The sequence below is a fragment of the Pseudomonas ceruminis genome (assembly GCF_021602025.1).
In the GTDB taxonomy this organism is placed as follows: domain Bacteria; phylum Pseudomonadota; class Gammaproteobacteria; order Pseudomonadales; family Pseudomonadaceae; genus Aquipseudomonas; species Aquipseudomonas ceruminis.
Window position 1 is genome coordinate 212,309 of sequence record NZ_BQHW01000002.1, and the last position, 16,180, is coordinate 228,488.

Consider the following 16,180-nt stretch of genomic DNA (forward strand, 5'->3'; position numbering starts at 1 on the left):
CGCTAGTGCACGCCGCCGGCCCGCGCCAATGTTGCTGGTCGAGGGCCAAGGTTGCCGACGAGCGGCCGGCCCCGTCACAAGGTTTCCTGTTCAACCGCGCAGCTTTGTGCTGAGGCCTGATGCAGGGGCTGTACTGCGGCTCACTGAGTCGTTGCCAAGGTACCTAGCACGAGACCTTGGCCTTTGAGCCTGCGCAGCAACGCCAGGCCATGGGACTGGACCGCAGCCTCTTGGCCACCGGTCATCTCCGCCAGCAACGCCAGGTGTTGGCGCCCCGTCAGTCGCTGCGCGTGCAGCGATTGCAGCAATGCATGGGCCAAAGGCGCCAGGCGCGAAAACTGCACCGTGTGGTCGGCGTCGCGGTGGGCCAACAGCAGTGTCGGTGCATCCGGTTCCTCCAGTGCCGGGAACCCTGGGCCAATTTGATCGACCGGCCAGGCGTAGGCCAGTGGCGCGGCAAGGTTGGACAGCAACGGCACGCCCTCGAGCAGATCGCCCTCGGGGTCATGCCCTGGCTCGGTGGCGTCGCTGAGCAACAATGCCGTCTCGATCCATTCATAATGGGCAAGTTCAGCGACCCACCCAGGCAGCTCGGCAAGGTTTTGCAGGTACTCGACCAGCTCGCCGGCCACCTCGGTGAACAGCGGCGTATGGCAACGATGGTTGGCGTAGAACCCTTCGATGAGCGCCTGCCACTGCGCGGTCGGCAGGGTAGCCTGCAGCACCGGGAAGTTGCCGGCCAACAGCGACTGTACGTTGCCGAAGAACAACTGCCGGTACACTGCCAGGCGCCGCGCTTCGATGCCGGGTGGCGGCGGGCTGGCCAGGGGGTCGCGAATGTAGCGAGCCATGCACAACTGCTGCTCGCGCAAGGTATCAGCCATGGCGCGCCTCCCGTGCCTGTGGGCCACGTTGCAGGTCACGGATGTAGCTCACTTCGGTGAGCAACTCTGGCAGCGGCGGCAGATTGAAGTCGCGTTCGAGCAGGGTCGGTAACGCGCCCAGCTGCGCGTAGGCGGCGGCCAGCAGGTGCCAGACATCGGCCTGCACGCTGGCGCCGTGGGTATCGATCTTCAGGTCCGGCGCTTCGTCGTAATGCCCAGCCACGTGCAGGCACACCACCCGCTGGGCTGGCACCTGGGCGAGAAAATCGACAGGGTCGTACCGGTGATTGCAGGCATTGACGATCACGTTGTTGATGTCCAGCAACAGGTCGCAGTCGGCCTCGTCAAGGACTGCCCGCAGGAAATCGATTTCGCTCATCGCCTGGTAGGGCGAGGCGTAGTAGGAAATGTTTTCCACGGCGATGCGCCGCCCCAGGGCGTCCTGTACCTCGCCAATACGCCCTGCGATGTGGCGCACGGCTTCGTCGGTGAAGGGCATGGGAATCAGGTCATAAAGATGGCCGTCATCGGCGCAGTAGCTCAGGTGTTCGCTGAACAGCGGCACGTGGTAACGGTCAAGGAAACCGCGGATTTGCCGCAGGAAGGCGTGGTCCAGCGGTGCCGGACCGCCAAGCGACAGCGAGAGGCCGTGGCACGCCAGCGGAAAACGTTCGGCCAGGCGTGCCAGGCCCTGGCCGTAGCTGCCGCCGACACCGATCCAGTTGTCAGGTGCGCATTCAAGAAAGTCCACAGCACCCGCGTCCAGGGTCAGTAACGCAGGCAGCAAGGCGCGGCGCAGGCCGAGGCCGGCACCTTGGAGGAGTTGGGGCGTGCTCATGGGTGTGCTCCAGGAAGCCAAGTGCCCTCCCCGGCCTGCGGCGCGGGGAGGATGCGTGCGCGGATCAGTTCTTGGCCTGGCTCAGCTTGCTGTACAGGTCGGCCGGGAACGGATTGCCGTTGGCCTCGAACTGGTGCTTGCGGTACTGGTACACCTCAGCTTCGGACAGGTAGCCATCGTGGTTGGTATCGATGGCATCGAACTCGGCATTGGCCCCCGGCGCCACGGCCAACAGCTCGGCACGGGAGACGCGGCCATCGTGATCGGTGTCGGTGCGGGCGAACGAGGCGTCGCCACACTTGCCTTCCCCGCACTTGCCTTCGGCCTGGGTGGCTTTGGCCTTGGCGCCACTACCACCGCACTTGCCCTCGCCACATTTACCTTCACCGGCCTTTTCGGCCGCCGCGAGCTGGTAGCCCTGAGGCATTGCTTCGACCGCAAACGCCGAGGAGGCCAGGTTGATACCACCGATCAGGGCAATGCTCAGCAGGCCAAGGCGGGTCTTGTTGGGGGTCGCGATACGGGTCATGGTGCTTCTCCAGATCAGGTGTGCGGCCGGGCCGCACGGTCATGCCTCAAGGGCGAAAGTGCCCGAACAACAGGCTGATGGGCTGTTCGTTCGGGCTGGCTCATTTGGCCTTAGGCATGTATCCGGGGCGTATCAAGCGGCAGAGGCATTTGTAAGCAAATCAGCCAGGCATGCGTCTCGATACAGAGTGATACATCAGCGACAACGAGGCATCGTTGTTCATCGGCGCGCGCGCAGCGAGCGGTCAGCCGCCCTGGCGGTTAGCGCTTGAGCAGCAAGATGAAGAACACCCCACCCAACGCTGCCGTTGCGATACCGATCGGCAGGTCTTCGGGTGCGATCAAGGTGCGGGCTGCCACATCCACCCAGACCAGGAAGACCGCACCCAACAACGCGCTCACAGGGAGCAGCCGCCGGTTCTGCGCACCGACCAGGGCACGTGCCATGTGCGGCACCATCAGGCCGACGAAACCAATGGCACCTGAGAGCGACACCAGCACACCGGTCAGCAGCGAGGTACAGATGAACACCTGCAGGCGCAAGCGCCGGCCACTGAAGCCCAGGCTTACAGCTGTCTGTTCACCGCACATCAGTGCATTGAGCCCACGCCCCATCATCTGCAGGGCGATCAGCCCCAGCAGCACGCACAGCGCCGGCAGCCAGATTACCGGCCAACGTGCCGAACCCAGCCCGCCCAACATCCAGAACAGCACCGACGCGCTGGCATGCTGATCGCCGGTGTACAGCAGCAGGTTCACCAGGGCCATCAGCACGAACGAAACCGCGACCCCTGCCAGCAGCAAGCGGTCGCTTTCCAGGCGGCCATTGCGTCGAGCCACCAGGATCACCAGCACCATGCTGCCCGCCGCCCCCACAAATGCCGCCAGCGGCAGGCTGAACACACCGATGAACTCGCCCAGGTACAGCATCACCAGCACCGCGCCCAACGCCGCTCCGGAGCTGACACCCAGCAGATGCGGGTCGGCCAGTGGATTGCGCGTGACGGCCTGCAACGCGGTGCCCACCAAGGCAAGCCCGGCGCCCACCAACGCACCGAGCACCACGCGCGGTGCGCGTATCAGCCAGACAATGTGTGCCTGGCTGGTGGTCCACTCACCCGGTACGGCAAAGCCCAATTGCTGGCCAACGATCCCTGCCACGCTGGCCAGCGGCACCGATGCCGGGCCGAAAGCCAGGGCGATGATGCAGGACGCCAGCAACCCGAAAGCCAGCAGAACGATGAGCCACCGATACCCGGTGACAGTGCGCACGCCGATCACCGCGCCGCGCCCTGGAACAGCGGGGGGTGCAGCGCCCCGGCGAGTTTTTCGATCGCCTGGGCATTTTCGACGGAAGGTGTGACCTGCAGGTAGCTCAGCACTATGAAGCGCTGGTCGCGAATCGCTGGCACGTCTTGCAGCGCGGGCTGATGCAACAGGAAATCACGTTTTTCCTGCCAACTGCGCGGGCCATAGTCGACGATCAGAATCACTTCTGGGTCGCGTTCCACCACGCTTTCCCAGTTCACCTGGGTCCAGCTGGCGCCGACATCATCCATCACGTTACGGCCACCCGCGGCGTCGATCAGGGCCTGGGGCATGCCCAGCCGCCCAGACGTGGTTGGCCGGTCTTCGCCACTGTCATAGAGAAACACCCGGGGCCGGGCCTGCACCTGCGCCACCCTTCGCTGGACCTCAGCGATACGGCTACGCATCCGGGCAATCAGCGTGTCGGCGCGGGACGTCACGGAAAAGATCCGCCCAAGGTTGCCCAGGTCGCGGTAGACATCATCGAGGCTGGCACGTTGCTGGGCCATGACCCATGAGCAGGACTCGCTCAGTTCATACACCGGGATGCCGAACGGCGCCAGCGCAGCGGGCGTGACCGGGCCGCCAACGTGCATGCCGTAGTTCCAGCCGGCGAAGAACAAGTCGGCATCGGCCGCCAGCAACGTTTCGACTGAGGCAGACCGACGCGCCAGTTGCGGCACACCGTCCAGTGCCTGGTCGATCCACAGGTCACGGTGCTTGTTGCGGGTGAAGCCGGTATAACCGGCGATGCGATCGCGCAGGCCCAGGTGCAGCAACATGGCCGTCATGTTGACGTCGTGCACCACTACCCGCTGCGGGGGCTTGCTGAACGACACATCGCGCTCGCAGCTGCGCACGCTCAAGGGGTAGTCACTGGGCATCGCGGGCAACGCCCACACGACTGCCAACAGACCGATCAGGGTACGAAAACTCATGGCCGGGTGATCCAGGTAATGCGTGGATAGGGATGCAGCGGATGCGGATCGACCAGCGCCTCGACGCCAAATACCTGCTTGAGCAGGCTGCTGGTCAGTACCTGCTGTGGCGTACCACTGGCGACGATGCGCCCCGCCTCGATGACGTACAGCCGGTCACAAAAGGCTGCCGCCAGGTTCAGGTCATGAAAGCTGGCCAGAATACTCAGGCCCAGGATCCTCAGGTGCTGGAGCAACGCCAGCTGGTAGCGTGGGTCAAGGTGATTGGTGGGCTCATCGAGGATCAGCAGCTCAGGCGCCTGCACCAGCGCGCGGGCCAATAGAACACGCTGCTTCTCACCCCCGGACAGCGTGGCAAAGGTGCGCTCGTGGTGTTCGCCCAAGCCGACTTGCGCAAGCGCCTGCACCACCTGCCGGGCATCTTCGGCGCTGTCGCCATCGAACAGGCCCTTGTGGGGCGTGCGCCCCATGGCAACCACGTCGCCAACACTCAAGCCGAACTCGTCGGGAAACTCCTGAAGGACCACCGCGATACGTTGTGCGCACCAGCGCGCGTTGCGTTGCCAGAGATCATCAGGGCCCAGGCTGACCCGCCCTGCAGCCGGGGCATTGGCGCGGTAGGCGCAGCGCAGCAGGCTGGTCTTGCCACTGCCGTTCGGGCCTATCAGGCCGACGAACTCGCCTCTGCTCACCTGCAGGTCAACGCCTTGCAGGAGCCGCCGCGGCTCACGACCCCGCTCATGGAGCACCCAATCCAGGCCCTCGATGCTAAGGCTGGCCATGCGGCTCATTTCCAGGGCGCCAGGGGGTACGCAGCAGCAGCGTATTGAACAGCGAGTAACGGGACATGTCGTTCCACTTGAACAGGAATGAAAGAATCCCGGAGGGAACAACGCATAGGCTCATCGCAGGCGCATTCACCGACGAAAACCAGCCTGCGCCCGCCCACCGCGGGTGTGACAAACAATACGTCAGGCCGGTCTCCGGGCTCGCGAGGGTCATGAGGCATCCACCTTCCCATGCCGTGGCACAGTGGTCTTTCGGATGCTTCGCTCGCATACCGTTGCGGGGGCAGCGCCGGACTGATCATCGATCGATGACGAACCGGCTTCCCGTTTCACCCCTTGCTCGGCGGCAAGGGACACCTGAAACAGGGGCGCAGATGACCATCAAAATGCCGCGGCGTCAACCGCTCGGTATGCGTGGGATGCCCGCGAGCAGCGCGCAGCACCTCCCGATCACAGCCATGTCGACAGCGTGCTAGTGCAGGTCGCCAGGGTGCGGATTTTGCTTGCAGGCTTTGCGTAACGTGAGCACCAGCCACCGCCACGGCGGCCATGACACAACAACGATAACCATTGCCATGAAGGCCTCGAGGGAATAAGTCATGAAGCTATCGATCACAACGGCCGCGTGTGCCGCGCTGCTCACCTTCGCCAGCGGCACCTGGGCCGCAGAGCCGGCAGCCTGTCAGACAGTACGCATGGGCGCGGTGAACTGGACCGACGTGGTCGCCAGCAGCGCGGTGGCACAAGCCCTGCTGGACGGGTTGGGCTACAAGGTCAAGCAGACCAGCGCCTCACAGCAGATCATCCTCGCCGGCATGGCCGAGAAGCGCCTCGATGTGTTCCTTGGCTACTGGCAACCGACCATGCAGGCCGTGGCCCAGCCCTACCTGGACAAACAGCAGATCGAGGTCATCAGCCCCGCGACCTTGGGTGATGCGCAGTCTACCTACGCGGTGCCCGCCTACGCCTCTGAGGGCGGCTTGAAAACCTTCGCCGACATTGCCCGCTTTCGCGACAAGCTCAACAACCGGATCTACCTGATCGAGCCGGGCAGCGGCGCCAATCGCATCACCGCGCAGATGATTGCCGATAACACGTTCGGCCTGCAGGGCTTCCAGGCGGTGGAGTCCAGCGAGGCAGGCATGCTCACCGCGGTGAAGCGCGCCATCAAGCGCGAGCAGTGGGTGGTATTCGCTGGCTGGAAGCCTCACCCGATGAACCTGCAGATCGACATGAAGTACCTCTCTGGCAGCGACGGCGTGTTCGGCCCGGACGAAGGTGCCGCCACGGTTTCCATCATGACCGCTGCCGGCTACCAGCAGCAGTGCGCAAATGTCGCCACGCTGTTGCACAATCTGCGGTTCAACAGCCTGCAAGTGAGCCAGGTGATGGCGCCAATCCTCGAGCGCAAGCCGCCGCTGGACGCCGCACGAGCGTGGCTCAAGGCCCACCCCGAGCAGGTCAGCGCCTGGCTCGCCGGGGTGACCCGCTTCGACGGCCAGCCGGCCGATGCCGCGCAGCTGGCCCTAAAGTGACGCAATGCCCCCTTCCTGCGTGGCCCGCCGCGCAGGGCATTCAGATGCCAGCAGCCAGGAAACCAACGTGAACCCCGAAGCCATGGTCACCTATCCACTGTCTGCCGGCATGGCAGCCTTCGTCGAACGCACCCGCGCGTTCAGTACGGCCGACCCGTCCCTGGATGCGCAGCGTGCGGCCTACGCGCGCATGGCGGCAGCGTTCACCCCGGCATGCCCACCAGCGCTTGAGGTCCGGGACCTGGCCCTGGCCGGGCTCACGCCACTGCGCCTGTTCTATCCTGCCCGCTCAGCACCGGCCAGCGGCTGGCCCGCGGTGCTGTTCCTGCACGGCGGCGGCTGGATGCTCGGAGGGTTGGATTCGCACCGTTTCTTCTGCGCCGAGTTGGCCGCGCACTTGGGCCTGCTGGTGGTGGCGGTGGATTATCGCCTCGCGCCGGAACACCCCTTCCCCGCGGCGCTGCAGGACAGCCTGGCCGCCTGGCGTGCAGTGCGCGACGGGGCGTTAGGCACGCCCATCGACCGCACACGCCTGGCGGTGGTGGGCGACAGCGCCGGTGGTAACCTGGCTGCAGCGCTGTGCCTGGCATTGCGCGATGCTGGCGAGGCACAGCCACGGGTACAGGCGTTGATCTACCCGGCCCTGGGCAACGACACCACCGCTTCACGGCGCGACTGCGCCGATGCCCCGCTGCTGTCCACTCAGGACCTGCTGGCGTGCCTGGACGCCTATCTGCCTGAACCCGCCCAGCAGCGCGATCCACTGGCCCTGCCGCTGTATGCCGACCCGCTTGCCGGCCTGGCTCCGGCGTTCATCGGCGTCGCCGAGTTCGACCCGCTGCGCGATGACGGCCTGCACTACGCCCAACGGCTGCGCCACGCTGGCGTGCCGGTGGATTACTTCCCGGGCCAGGGGCTGGTCCATGGGTGCCTGCGGGCGCGAGCCTTGCCCGAGGTCGAGCGGCTGTACGCGGCGCTGTTCAAGTCGCTGGCACAGCGCCTGGCATAGGCTGATTGCCAAACCGTCGCGCTATACCCTGATCGGCGCCTTTTCGGGAAGCAGCTCAGCGATGGCGAATGCGTGCGCCGGTCGCGGGTCACGCCGTGGCGGTTTGCAGGAACATCTGCGCGGTCATGATGCAGCACTTTTCCGCCTTCTTCGCGCTGAAGGCCTTATGGTCCAAGGCCCACTCCAGCCAGAAGCCGTCGATCAGGGCAGTGATGGTCAAGGCCGCCGCCTTGGCATCGATCACCACGGCGCGCTCGGCGGCGATTTCCTTGAACACCCCCTCCACTTCCTTGCGGTAATCGCTGTAGAGCTTTTTGTTCAGCGCCCGCAGCTCGTCGGACGACACTGCCGCGCCCCAGAAGCCCAGCCAGGTGGTGAGGATGAATTCGTTGAAGATCTTGCCGCGAAAGGAGGAACGGATGATCGCCAACAGCCGGTCTTCGGCCGAGCCGCCCTTGGTCTCGATGAACTTGCGGGTTTCTTCGCGCAGTTGGTTGGTGAGCTCCTGATACGTCGAGAGCATCAGTTCATCCTTGCCGGAGAAGTGATGCCCGATCAGGCCAACCGAAATGCCGGCTTCTGCGCAAATCCGCTCTACCGTGCTGCCGGCATGGCCATAGCGCGTGATGCAGCGCATGGTCGCCTCGACGATCGCCTTGCGCCGCGCCTCGGGGTCGATACGCGTCCGACGTTTCTTGGTTTCAGGCGGGTGAGCGTCGCTATTCATACATCCATTCTCGAAAGCAGGTGAAGGGGCATTCAGAGGGCGGTCAACACCAGCACCAGCTGGGACGGTTTGCCAGCGCCCTGTTCGCGGTACAGCTTGGCCTTGAGCACCGCAGCGAGTGGCGGCGCCTCTGGGCGAGGCAGCGTGACCCGGTGCTCGACGATGCCCTGCGGCGCCTGGAGGATAGCGCTCAACAGCTGAGGCCCGTCGTCGAACAGGGTGTGCAGAGGGGTGCTCGCCAATTGCTCGATGCCCTGGCCGGTAAGCCGGGTGAAGGCGTCGTTAACCATCAGCCAACGGCCTTCCAGGTCGACGAAGGCCATGGCGTCATTGGCCAGTTCGAAGACCGCCCGCAACCGCTCTTCGCTCTCGCGCAGTGTTTGTTCGGCGATTTTGCGAGCGGTGGTGTCCATACTGATGCCGATCATTTTCAGCGCCCTGCCCTGGTCATCGAGCAACGGCGTCGCCCGCGACGAGATCCAGCGGATTTCACCGGTGCGGGTCTGCATGCGGAAATCGGTATCACAGGGTTGGCCGGTGCGGATCGACTCATCGAACACCGCTTGCAGCGGCGTCACGTCCTGCGGCGGGATGTGGCTCCAGAAGTCTTCATTGTGCTTGACGGGCCAGCCGTAGACGCTCTCGACGTTGCTGGAGTAGGTCACCTCGTCGGTGAGCAGGTTCCACTCCCAGGTCACGATACGAGCATTTTCCTGGGCCAGCTTCATGCGGGCCTCGCTCTCCATGATCTGCGCGGTGTGTTTGCGCCGCACATCGGTCATGGGCAGTGATTGCGGCGCCTGGCCCTGCGCTTCCTGCTGGGCCTGTTCGCCATAACGCAACCAGATCCAGTTGACCCCCAGCAGCGTGGCCAGTTTGCGCAGCAGCTCGAAATCGATTTCGCCTCCGCGCGTCCACTTGTGCACGGCGGTGCGCGACACCCCAAGGGTGTCGGCAACGCTTTGCAGTGTCAGCTTGCGAAGCTCCAGAAGCTCCTTGAGGCGAAACGCAAAACTGTCATCACTCATCTAACCGCTCGAACAATCCATGAAGAGCGGCCAATTTAGCAACTTATCGACATACAGCGCACTACTCTCTTCACACCCCGTTCTCCAGGCCGCGGTCCAGCAGCGGCACTTGGGTCAGTTCCGCCTGGATATCCTGCGAGCGACACAGCCAGCCATAGACCAGCGCCGAAACAATCAGGCCGACGACCATGCTGATATCGGCACCGTCCAGTTGCTGGGCGACGTAGCCGGTATAAAGCCCGGTGTTGGAGAACGGCAGCATGGCCACGAAGCCTGCGAAGTATGCCCCTATGCCGCGCAGGTTCCATTTGCCATAGATGCCGTTGGGTTTGAAGATCTCCTTGATGGAAAACTGACCGTGGCGGACCTTGTAGAAGTCGACCAGGTTGATGGCCGTCCACGGTGTGAACAGGTACAGGAGGATCGCCAGGAAGTCGCCGAAGTCCTTGACGAAGTTGTCCGAGGCGGTCATGGCGATCAAGATGGCGGTACCGCCGACGATCAGCATGGCCACTACCCGCTTGAGCAAGGTAGAGGTCTGGCTCTTGATCGTGTCGGCAATACTCAGCAGGGTAATCGACGCACCATAGAAGTTCTGCGCCGCGCTGGTCAGCAAGCTGAGCACCGCCAGGATCAACAGCACCTCACCAAAGCCACTGAACAGCAGATTACCCAGCATCACCAGCCCCTTGGCGAGATTTTGCCCTGGGCTCATGGCGGCCGCCAACGCGCCGATCAGCATCATCCACACACCGCCGATCATGGCGCCCAGGTAGGTCCACCAGAACGAGGAGCGCACGCTGACATTGGGCGGCAGGTAGCGCGAGTAGTCGGAGACATAGATCGCCCAGCTCAACTGATAGGCCGCTGCCACGAAGAACTGCGCAAGGAACGGCGTGGCCTTGAACCCGGACACCGTCAACTGGTCAGCCGGCAGCTTGACGAACATGAACAGCCCGACGGTGAACACCAGCATCACCCCGATCAACACGAACGCCAGCACCCGCTGAACCTTGTGGAAGGTATTGTAGCCAGCGATGGCCATGATGATCGCAAGCAGGGAGAATGCGATCGCCGAGCCGCTTTCAGGCGCGTTGAACAGTTCATGCAGGGTCTGCCCCACCAGTACCTGGTTGAACGCGTTGTAACCGACGTAGGTGGCGATGGCAACGACGTACACCAGCAAGGCGCCGAGGTAGCCGAACTGGGGCCTGGACTGGATCAGCTGCGGCAGCCCCATTTGCGGCCCCTGGGTGGAATGCCCGGCCATGAACAACGTGCCGAATGCACAGCCCAGAAAGATCGCGACGGCGGACCAGAACAGGTTGGCGCCCATGCCGACACCGATGATACCGACCGCCAGGGTGGTCAGGTGCGCCTCACCACAGAACCAGATTGGCCACAGGTGCCAGGCCTTGCCATGCCGCTCAGCCAGCGGCACGTAGTCGATGGAGCGGGTTTCAAGATTGATGCGCCCTTTGGACGCGGAGTCACGGGGAGATGACATGGTCATTGCACCTTTTTTTATTGGTTTAGGTAGCACGTTGCAAAGGCAGAGGGATCAACGGTCAATCACGGGCACGGTCGATGGCTTGAGTGAGCAAGGCCTCCAGTTGTTCAAGCGAGCTGTCGCAGGGGTTAGTGGCGCGCGCCGGGTCTGCCAAGGCTTTGCGCGCGATGACAGGTACGTCCACGTGCTGTACGCCCAGGGCCGAAAGGGATTTGGGGATGTTGAGGCTATCGAGCTTCTGGCATATGGCGGCATAGAAGGTTTCGAAACCGCTGTCGGGCAGGTCCAGCGCTTGCGACACAGGCTTCAGGCGCGCGCTGATGGCCTGCTGATTGAAGCGCAAGACCACCGGCAGGATGATCGCGTTGGTCAGGCCATGGTGGGTGTTGTAGGTGGCGCCGACCATGTGGCTCAGCGCATGCACCAACCCCAGCCCCTTGAGGAAGGCTACGCCAGCCAGGCACGAGCCGATCAGCATCTTGCCACGGGCCTCGAGGTTGCGGCCGTCATGCACGGCGGTGTCGATGGCGTTCCACAGCAGGTCCAGCGCTTGTAGCGCCGCGCCATCGCTCAGCGGGTTGAAGCTGGGCACGAAGTACGCTTCCAGGGCATGGATGATCGCATCGAAGCCGGTCCAGGCAGTCAGGTTGGCCGGCAGGCTCTGGGTCAGTTCAGGGTCGAGAATGACCGCTGCGGGACGGGCGTGAGGGTGCCAGACGCAACCTTTGATGCCACGGCGGGTGTCGGTCACCATGGCGGTGCTTTCGGTTTCGGCACCTGTGCCCGCAGTGGTCGGGATGCTGATCACCGGCGGGAAGTCGGCCGCCACGAAACCTGCAGGCACAGGTTTGTCGAAGTCGAATGCCCACACGTTGCAGCGTTGCTGGCGAGCGATCAGGGCAATCGCCTTGGCGCCGTCCAGCCCGCTGCCGCCGCCCAGGGCGATCACGCCATCGGCTTCCCAGGCGCGATACGCTTGGGCCCCTTCGAGCACCGAGGTGTCGGTGGGGTTGGGTTCGATGCCACCGAACAACCCACAGGCCAAACCGGCGGCGTTCAGGTTTTGCTGCAGTTCTGCCACGAATGGCAGGTTGAGCGAGCCTTGGTCGGTAACGATGAATGGCCGCTGGATGTTGAAACGCCGGCACAGTTCGACCAACTTGGCGCGCGCGCCCGGGCCGTATTCAATGGGCAGTGGCACAGTCCACTGTTGGGGGTTCAAGGCTGAAAGCGTGTTTTCCACAGGGGCCACCTCAATTGCAACGAATAATGGTTGATTTCAACTCGGTGTACTTGCTCAGTGCATGGGCGGAGTTGTCCCGACCGTTGCCGGACTCCTTGTAGCCACCGAAGGGGAAGTTCATGTCCACCAGCTCGTCGTAGCAATTGACCCAGACCGTCCCGGCACGCAGTTGGCGGGTGGCACGGTGAACGGTGCCGATGTCGCTGGACCACACAGCGGCGGCCAGGCCGTATTCGGTCTGGTTGGCGATCGCGATGGCTTCGTCCAGGGTGTCGAACGGCACGATCACCAGCACCGGGCCGAAGATCTCTTCATTGGCGATACGCACGTTCGCATCCTCGGCCAGGAAGATGGTGGGCTCCAGGTAGAACCCGCCCGGGACCACCGTGGCGGGTTGGCCCCCGCACAGCAATTGCGCCTGCTGCTTGCCCAGGTCGATATAACTGCAGACGCGCTCGAATTGCGCGGCATCGATAATGGCGCCGTTCACCGTGGCAGGGTCCAACGGGTGGCCGGGTCGATAACCTCGGGTTACCTCCAGCAACTGCTCGATCAGGGCGTCGGCAATCGGGCGCTGTACCAGCAGGCGTGAACCCGCGCTGCACACCTGGCCCATGTTGAGAAAGATGGCCGCGGCAGCCGAGCGGGCGGCCTGCGCGATGTCCGGGCAGTCTGCCATGACGATGTTGGCCGACTTGCCGCCCAGCTCCAGCCAGACGCGCTTGAGGTTGGAAGCGGCGGCGTTCTTGGCGATCTCGCGCCCTACTTTGCCGGACCCGGTAAAGGCGATGCAGTCGACCTCAGGGTGCAGGCTCAGCGCACGGCCAGTCTCGCCATCACCGGGGACCACATTGAACACGCCGGCAGGGATGCCCGCCTGCAAGGCCAGGCCCGCGATACGCAAGGCGGTCAGTGGAGACTTTTCGGACGGTTTGAGCACCACGCTGTTGCCAGTCGCCAAGGCGGGGGCAAACTTCCAGGCAGCCATCAACAGGGGGTAGTTCCACGGCACGACGGCGGCGACAACGCCCAGGGCCTGATGGGTAACGGTGCCAAAAAAGGCAGGGTCGGTGGCCGGCACTTCACCGTGCACCTTGTCGATCAGTTCAGCAAACCAGCGCAGACAGTAGACGGTACCTGGCAGGTCACCTGCCGTGGTGTCGCCGATCGGCTTGCCACTGTCCAGCGACTCAAGCAACGCCAGTTCCTGGGAATGGGCTTCAAGCAGCTCAGCCCACCGCAGCAGTATGGCCTTGCGCGCCTGGGCGGAGAGGCCCGACCAGACACCCGCTGCAAAAGCCTCTCGAGCAGCCTGCACCGCCCGGTCTACATCGGCACTTGCACACTGCGCAACGGCGGCCAGTGGCCGGCCATCAATTGGGCTGTATGAACCGAACGTAGCACCGTTGGCGGCGTCGACGTAAGCGCCGTCGATAAACGCTCGCCCCTCGATCTGTAAGGTTTCACATTTATCAAGCCAATAGGCCTGGCCTTGGGAGTGGAGCACTGCATCACCTCGTTTATTGTTTTTCAGGCTGAGGTGATGCTAGCCACTAATGAAAATTCATTCAATAGAAATATTGCTCTTACTGAATTTTTATTCAATAAAAAAGCCAGCAAATGCTGGCTTTTCACGGCAGCAGAGCGTCAACCGAAACGCCCCACCAGATGGCTTGTGTGCCAATTCGCGTGTCAGAGGTCCAATACCAGGGCGCTCCCTTTGGCGCGGGAAACGCAGATCAGCAGGCTCTTTTGCGCCGCTTTTTCCTCTTCGCTGTAATACTGGTCCCGGTGGTCGGCTTCACCCTCAAGAATGAACGTTTCACAGGTACCACACACCCCTTCCCGGCACAGGCATTCGACCGTGGCCGCCTGGGCATTTTCAATCGCCTGGAGGATGCTCATACCCTCCTCCACCACCAGCTGACGACCGGATTTTGCCAGGGTCACGGTGAAGGCTCCGCCCTCGGGCGCGGCACTGGAAAACTGCTCCCAATGTACCCGTTCCGGCGCAATCCCCAGCGCCTGGGCACTGGCGATAACCGCATCGATCAGGGGCCGTGGGCCGCACACATAAGCGTGAGCGCCATCCTGCAGGCCACCGAGCAGTGCATTGAGGTCCAGCGAAGTGCCCGCGCTGTCGATGTAAAACCGGGTGTGGGCAGCGAAGGCCTCCTGGCGCAGTGTGTCCTGGAAGGCGCCGTGCTCGGGGGCCCTAAAGGCATAATGCAGCTCATACGCCGCGCCCTGGGCCTGCAACTCGTAGAGTTGCGACAGGAACGGTGTGATACCGATCCCGCCGGCAATCAACACATGCCGCTGCGCCGCGGCATCCAGTGCGAACAAATTGTTGGGGTGGGAAATCATCAACCGGGACCCGACCTGCACCTGCTGATGCATGAATGCCGAGCCGCCCTTGGACTGCTCCTCCAGGCGCACGCCAATCTGGTAGTGGCGTGTGTCGAACGGGTCGCTCATCAACGAATACGCGTTGCTGTACTGACGGCCGTCCTCGCCCTGCATCTGCACCAGAATGTGGCTGCCCCCGGTAAATGCCGGCAACGGTTCACCGTCCTCGCGGGCCAGGGTGAACCGTTTGATCAGCGGGGTAGCCTGCTCGACACCGACGACGGTGACAGGCAGAAACTCGTATTTATTGGCCATCACTCACCTCATCCTGCAGGCTGCGGGCAATCAGTTGGTGGAAATGGGCAATGCCGTGCTCGCTCAAGCCGGTACGGCCGCGGTCGGTCATGATCCGGCCTTGCCCGCGATAGCCACGGGACTTCAGCCCCAGTTGCACGCTTTCCACAAGGCGCAGGTCTTCGGGGCGGAACACATCCCGGTACCACTCGATCAGGGCGTGTTGCTCGGGGGTGATGTCCTTGTTTAGGAAATAGATGTCGTAGTGCTGGAGCGTAGTGTTGGCGTCCACCGGAAACTCGTAGATCACGGTCATGAAGTTGCCGCCTGGCGGCATGTTGAACATGCTGCAAGGCCATACCCAGTAGCCCGCGTACTTGGCCCCGCCGCTGGCCTCGTCGAACTTGAACGAGCGCTCGGACGACTTGGCCTTGCCGAACTGCAAGGTCCAGTTGCCATGCAGCGTGTGGCCATACTGGCTCACATCGACCGAGTCGGAGAAGCCGGGGTGTGCAGGTGCGCAGTGGTAGCACTCCTGATAATTGTCGACGATGGATTTCCAGTTGGCGCTGGTGTGGCTGACGAAGCGCGCCGCCAGGTGCAGGTCGTCAATCACCGGGCACGCTTCACGCATGCTGGCTTCAAGGCCTGGCAACTGCGCCTCGACGCAGTCCGCTTGCGGGTCCATGTTGATGAAGATGAAGCCTGCGTATTCCTCCACACGCAGTTGCACCAGGCTGGCGTTTTCCTTGTCGAAGTTCACCACGTTTTCGCAATTGCGCGCGTGCGCCAGTTCCCCGTCGAGCTTGAACGCCCAGGCGTGGTAGGGGCAGGTGATCACATTCTTGGCTTTGCCGCTGCCACTCAACAGTTGATGGCCGCGGTGGGGGCAGACGTTGTAGAACGCCCGCAACACGTCATCGCGCCCTCGCACCACGATGATGCTCTCACCCGTGATTTCCCGGGTGATGTACGCATTGCTCTGGGCCACTTCGCTTCGGTGGGCAACGCAGATCCAGGCCTTGGCGAAAATCGCTTCCCTTTCCACGTCGAACACCGCGCTGCGGGTGTAATACGACGCAGGCAGTGTGTAGGCCTCGTCCAGGTTCTGACAGAAATCGGCAGGCAGCTTCACGATGGCGTCCACGGCACATCCTCTTGTTGATTGTTATTTGTTAACTGCTGGTTTACCGAAAACCAT

The 16,180-nt window shown here is 63.2% G+C and carries 15 protein-coding genes and 1 riboswitch; of the genes, 2 read left to right on the forward strand and 13 right to left on the reverse strand.

Annotated features, from left to right (window positions below; translation table 11 throughout):
• Window positions 1-140 precede the first annotated feature (140 nt).
• The 6 genes from L6D80_RS03305 to L6D80_RS03330 all read right to left on the reverse strand — a co-directional run bounded on the left by L6D80_RS03305 (window position 141) and on the right by L6D80_RS03330 (window position 5,278).
• Window positions 141-884 carry an HvfC family RiPP maturation protein gene (locus L6D80_RS03305; protein WP_176514111.1) on the reverse strand — a complete coding sequence of 248 codons (744 nt, stop codon included), beginning with the start codon at window positions 882-884 and terminating at the stop codon, window positions 141-143.
• Window positions 877-1,722 carry an HvfB family MNIO-type RiPP peptide maturase gene (locus tag L6D80_RS03310; protein ID WP_176514113.1) on the reverse strand — a complete coding sequence of 282 codons (846 nt, stop codon included), beginning with the start codon at window positions 1,720-1,722 and terminating at the stop codon, window positions 877-879. The genes L6D80_RS03305 and L6D80_RS03310 overlap by 8 nt, the downstream gene beginning before the upstream one ends.
• 64 nt (window positions 1,723-1,786) lie before the next feature.
• Window positions 1,787-2,251, reverse strand: coding sequence for an HvfA family oxazolone/thioamide-modified RiPP metallophore (locus tag L6D80_RS03315; protein WP_054899626.1), 465 nt, complete (start codon window positions 2,249-2,251; stop codon window positions 1,787-1,789).
• Window positions 2,252-2,511: 260 nt separating this feature from the next.
• The gene (locus tag L6D80_RS03320) at window positions 2,512-3,528 is read right to left on the reverse strand and encodes a FecCD family ABC transporter permease (protein ID WP_371419529.1); all 1,017 of its coding nucleotides are present in this window, start codon (window positions 3,526-3,528) and stop codon (window positions 2,512-2,514) included.
• A complete protein-coding gene (locus L6D80_RS03325) occupies window positions 3,528-4,496 on the reverse strand; it encodes an ABC transporter substrate-binding protein (protein WP_054899627.1) in 969 nt (322 codons plus the stop codon). The genes L6D80_RS03320 and L6D80_RS03325 overlap by 1 nt, the downstream gene beginning before the upstream one ends.
• Window positions 4,493-5,278, reverse strand: coding sequence for an ABC transporter ATP-binding protein (locus L6D80_RS03330; protein WP_176514117.1), 786 nt, complete (start codon window positions 5,276-5,278; stop codon window positions 4,493-4,495). The genes L6D80_RS03325 and L6D80_RS03330 overlap by 4 nt, the downstream gene beginning before the upstream one ends.
• Window positions 5,279-5,453: 175 nt before the next feature.
• Window positions 5,454-5,660, reverse strand: a riboswitch (cobalamin riboswitch).
• 223 nt (window positions 5,661-5,883) lie between these two features.
• On the opposite strand from L6D80_RS03330, the gene choX reads away from it, so the two are divergent.
• Together choX and L6D80_RS03340 are read left to right on the forward strand one after the other, a co-directional pair.
• Entirely contained in the window at window positions 5,884-6,819 is a 936-nt protein-coding gene (choX, locus tag L6D80_RS03335; RefSeq protein WP_176514118.1) for a choline ABC transporter substrate-binding protein, read from the forward strand.
• A gap of 109 nt (window positions 6,820-6,928) precedes the next feature.
• Window positions 6,929-7,828: an alpha/beta hydrolase gene (locus L6D80_RS03340; protein WP_176514321.1), complete on the forward strand. Its 900-nt coding sequence runs from the start codon at window positions 6,929-6,931 to the stop codon at window positions 7,826-7,828.
• Window positions 7,829-7,916: 88 nt separating this feature from the next.
• Here L6D80_RS03340 and betI read toward each other — a convergent pair whose 3' ends face one another.
• The 7 genes from betI to L6D80_RS03375 all read right to left on the reverse strand — a co-directional run bounded on the left by betI (window position 7,917) and on the right by L6D80_RS03375 (window position 16,126).
• On the reverse strand, window positions 7,917-8,555 hold the full coding sequence (gene betI / locus L6D80_RS03345) for a transcriptional regulator BetI (RefSeq protein ID WP_054899630.1): 639 nt from the start codon (window positions 8,553-8,555) through the stop codon (window positions 7,917-7,919).
• Between the two features lie 32 nt (window positions 8,556-8,587).
• Complete coding sequence (locus L6D80_RS03350) at window positions 8,588-9,583, reverse strand: PAS domain S-box protein (RefSeq protein WP_176514120.1); 996 nt, start codon at window positions 9,581-9,583, stop codon at window positions 8,588-8,590.
• 70 nt (window positions 9,584-9,653) lie between these two features.
• A complete protein-coding gene (locus L6D80_RS03355; protein ID WP_082422708.1) occupies window positions 9,654-11,090 on the reverse strand; it encodes a purine-cytosine permease family protein in 1,437 nt (478 codons plus the stop codon).
• Between the two features lie 61 nt (window positions 11,091-11,151).
• On the reverse strand, window positions 11,152-12,336 hold the full coding sequence (locus tag L6D80_RS03360) for an iron-containing alcohol dehydrogenase (RefSeq protein WP_176514123.1): 1,185 nt from the start codon (window positions 12,334-12,336) through the stop codon (window positions 11,152-11,154).
• A 10-nt stretch (window positions 12,337-12,346) separates the two neighbouring features.
• Window positions 12,347-13,843, reverse strand: coding sequence for an aldehyde dehydrogenase (locus L6D80_RS03365; protein ID WP_176514125.1), 1,497 nt, complete (start codon window positions 13,841-13,843; stop codon window positions 12,347-12,349).
• A gap of 185 nt (window positions 13,844-14,028) precedes the next feature.
• Window positions 14,029-15,000, reverse strand: coding sequence for a PDR/VanB family oxidoreductase (locus L6D80_RS03370; RefSeq protein ID WP_054899635.1), 972 nt, complete (start codon window positions 14,998-15,000; stop codon window positions 14,029-14,031).
• Complete coding sequence (locus L6D80_RS03375) at window positions 14,990-16,126, reverse strand: aromatic ring-hydroxylating oxygenase subunit alpha (RefSeq protein ID WP_176514127.1); 1,137 nt, start codon at window positions 16,124-16,126, stop codon at window positions 14,990-14,992. The genes L6D80_RS03370 and L6D80_RS03375 overlap by 11 nt, the downstream gene beginning before the upstream one ends.
• Window positions 16,127-16,180 lie beyond the last annotated feature (54 nt).

Bases quoted from the DNA above. Each gene is read 5' to 3' on its own strand.
- betI (WP_054899630.1), bottom strand. From the start codon at position 8,555: ATGAATAGCGACGCTCACCCGCCTGAAACCAAGAAACGTCGGACGCGT.
- L6D80_RS03310 (WP_176514113.1), bottom strand. From the start codon at position 1,722: ATGAGCACGCCCCAACTCCTCCAAGGTGCCGGCCTCGGCCTGCGCCGC.
- L6D80_RS03325 (WP_054899627.1), bottom strand. From the start codon at position 4,496: ATGAGTTTTCGTACCCTGATCGGTCTGTTGGCAGTCGTGTGGGCGTTG.
- choX (WP_176514118.1), top strand. From the start codon at position 5,884: ATGAAGCTATCGATCACAACGGCCGCGTGTGCCGCGCTGCTCACCTTC.
- L6D80_RS03305 (WP_176514111.1), bottom strand. From the start codon at position 884: ATGGCTGATACCTTGCGCGAGCAGCAGTTGTGCATGGCTCGCTACATT.
- L6D80_RS03340 (WP_176514321.1), top strand. From the start codon at position 6,929: ATGGCAGCCTTCGTCGAACGCACCCGCGCGTTCAGTACGGCCGACCCG.
- L6D80_RS03355 (WP_082422708.1), bottom strand. From the start codon at position 11,090: ATGTCATCTCCCCGTGACTCCGCGTCCAAAGGGCGCATCAATCTTGAA.
- L6D80_RS03330 (WP_176514117.1), bottom strand. From the start codon at position 5,278: ATGGCCAGCCTTAGCATCGAGGGCCTGGATTGGGTGCTCCATGAGCGG.
- L6D80_RS03370 (WP_054899635.1), bottom strand. From the start codon at position 15,000: ATGGCCAATAAATACGAGTTTCTGCCTGTCACCGTCGTCGGTGTCGAG.
- L6D80_RS03350 (WP_176514120.1), bottom strand. From the start codon at position 9,583: ATGAGTGATGACAGTTTTGCGTTTCGCCTCAAGGAGCTTCTGGAGCTT.
- L6D80_RS03315 (WP_054899626.1), bottom strand. From the start codon at position 2,251: ATGACCCGTATCGCGACCCCCAACAAGACCCGCCTTGGCCTGCTGAGC.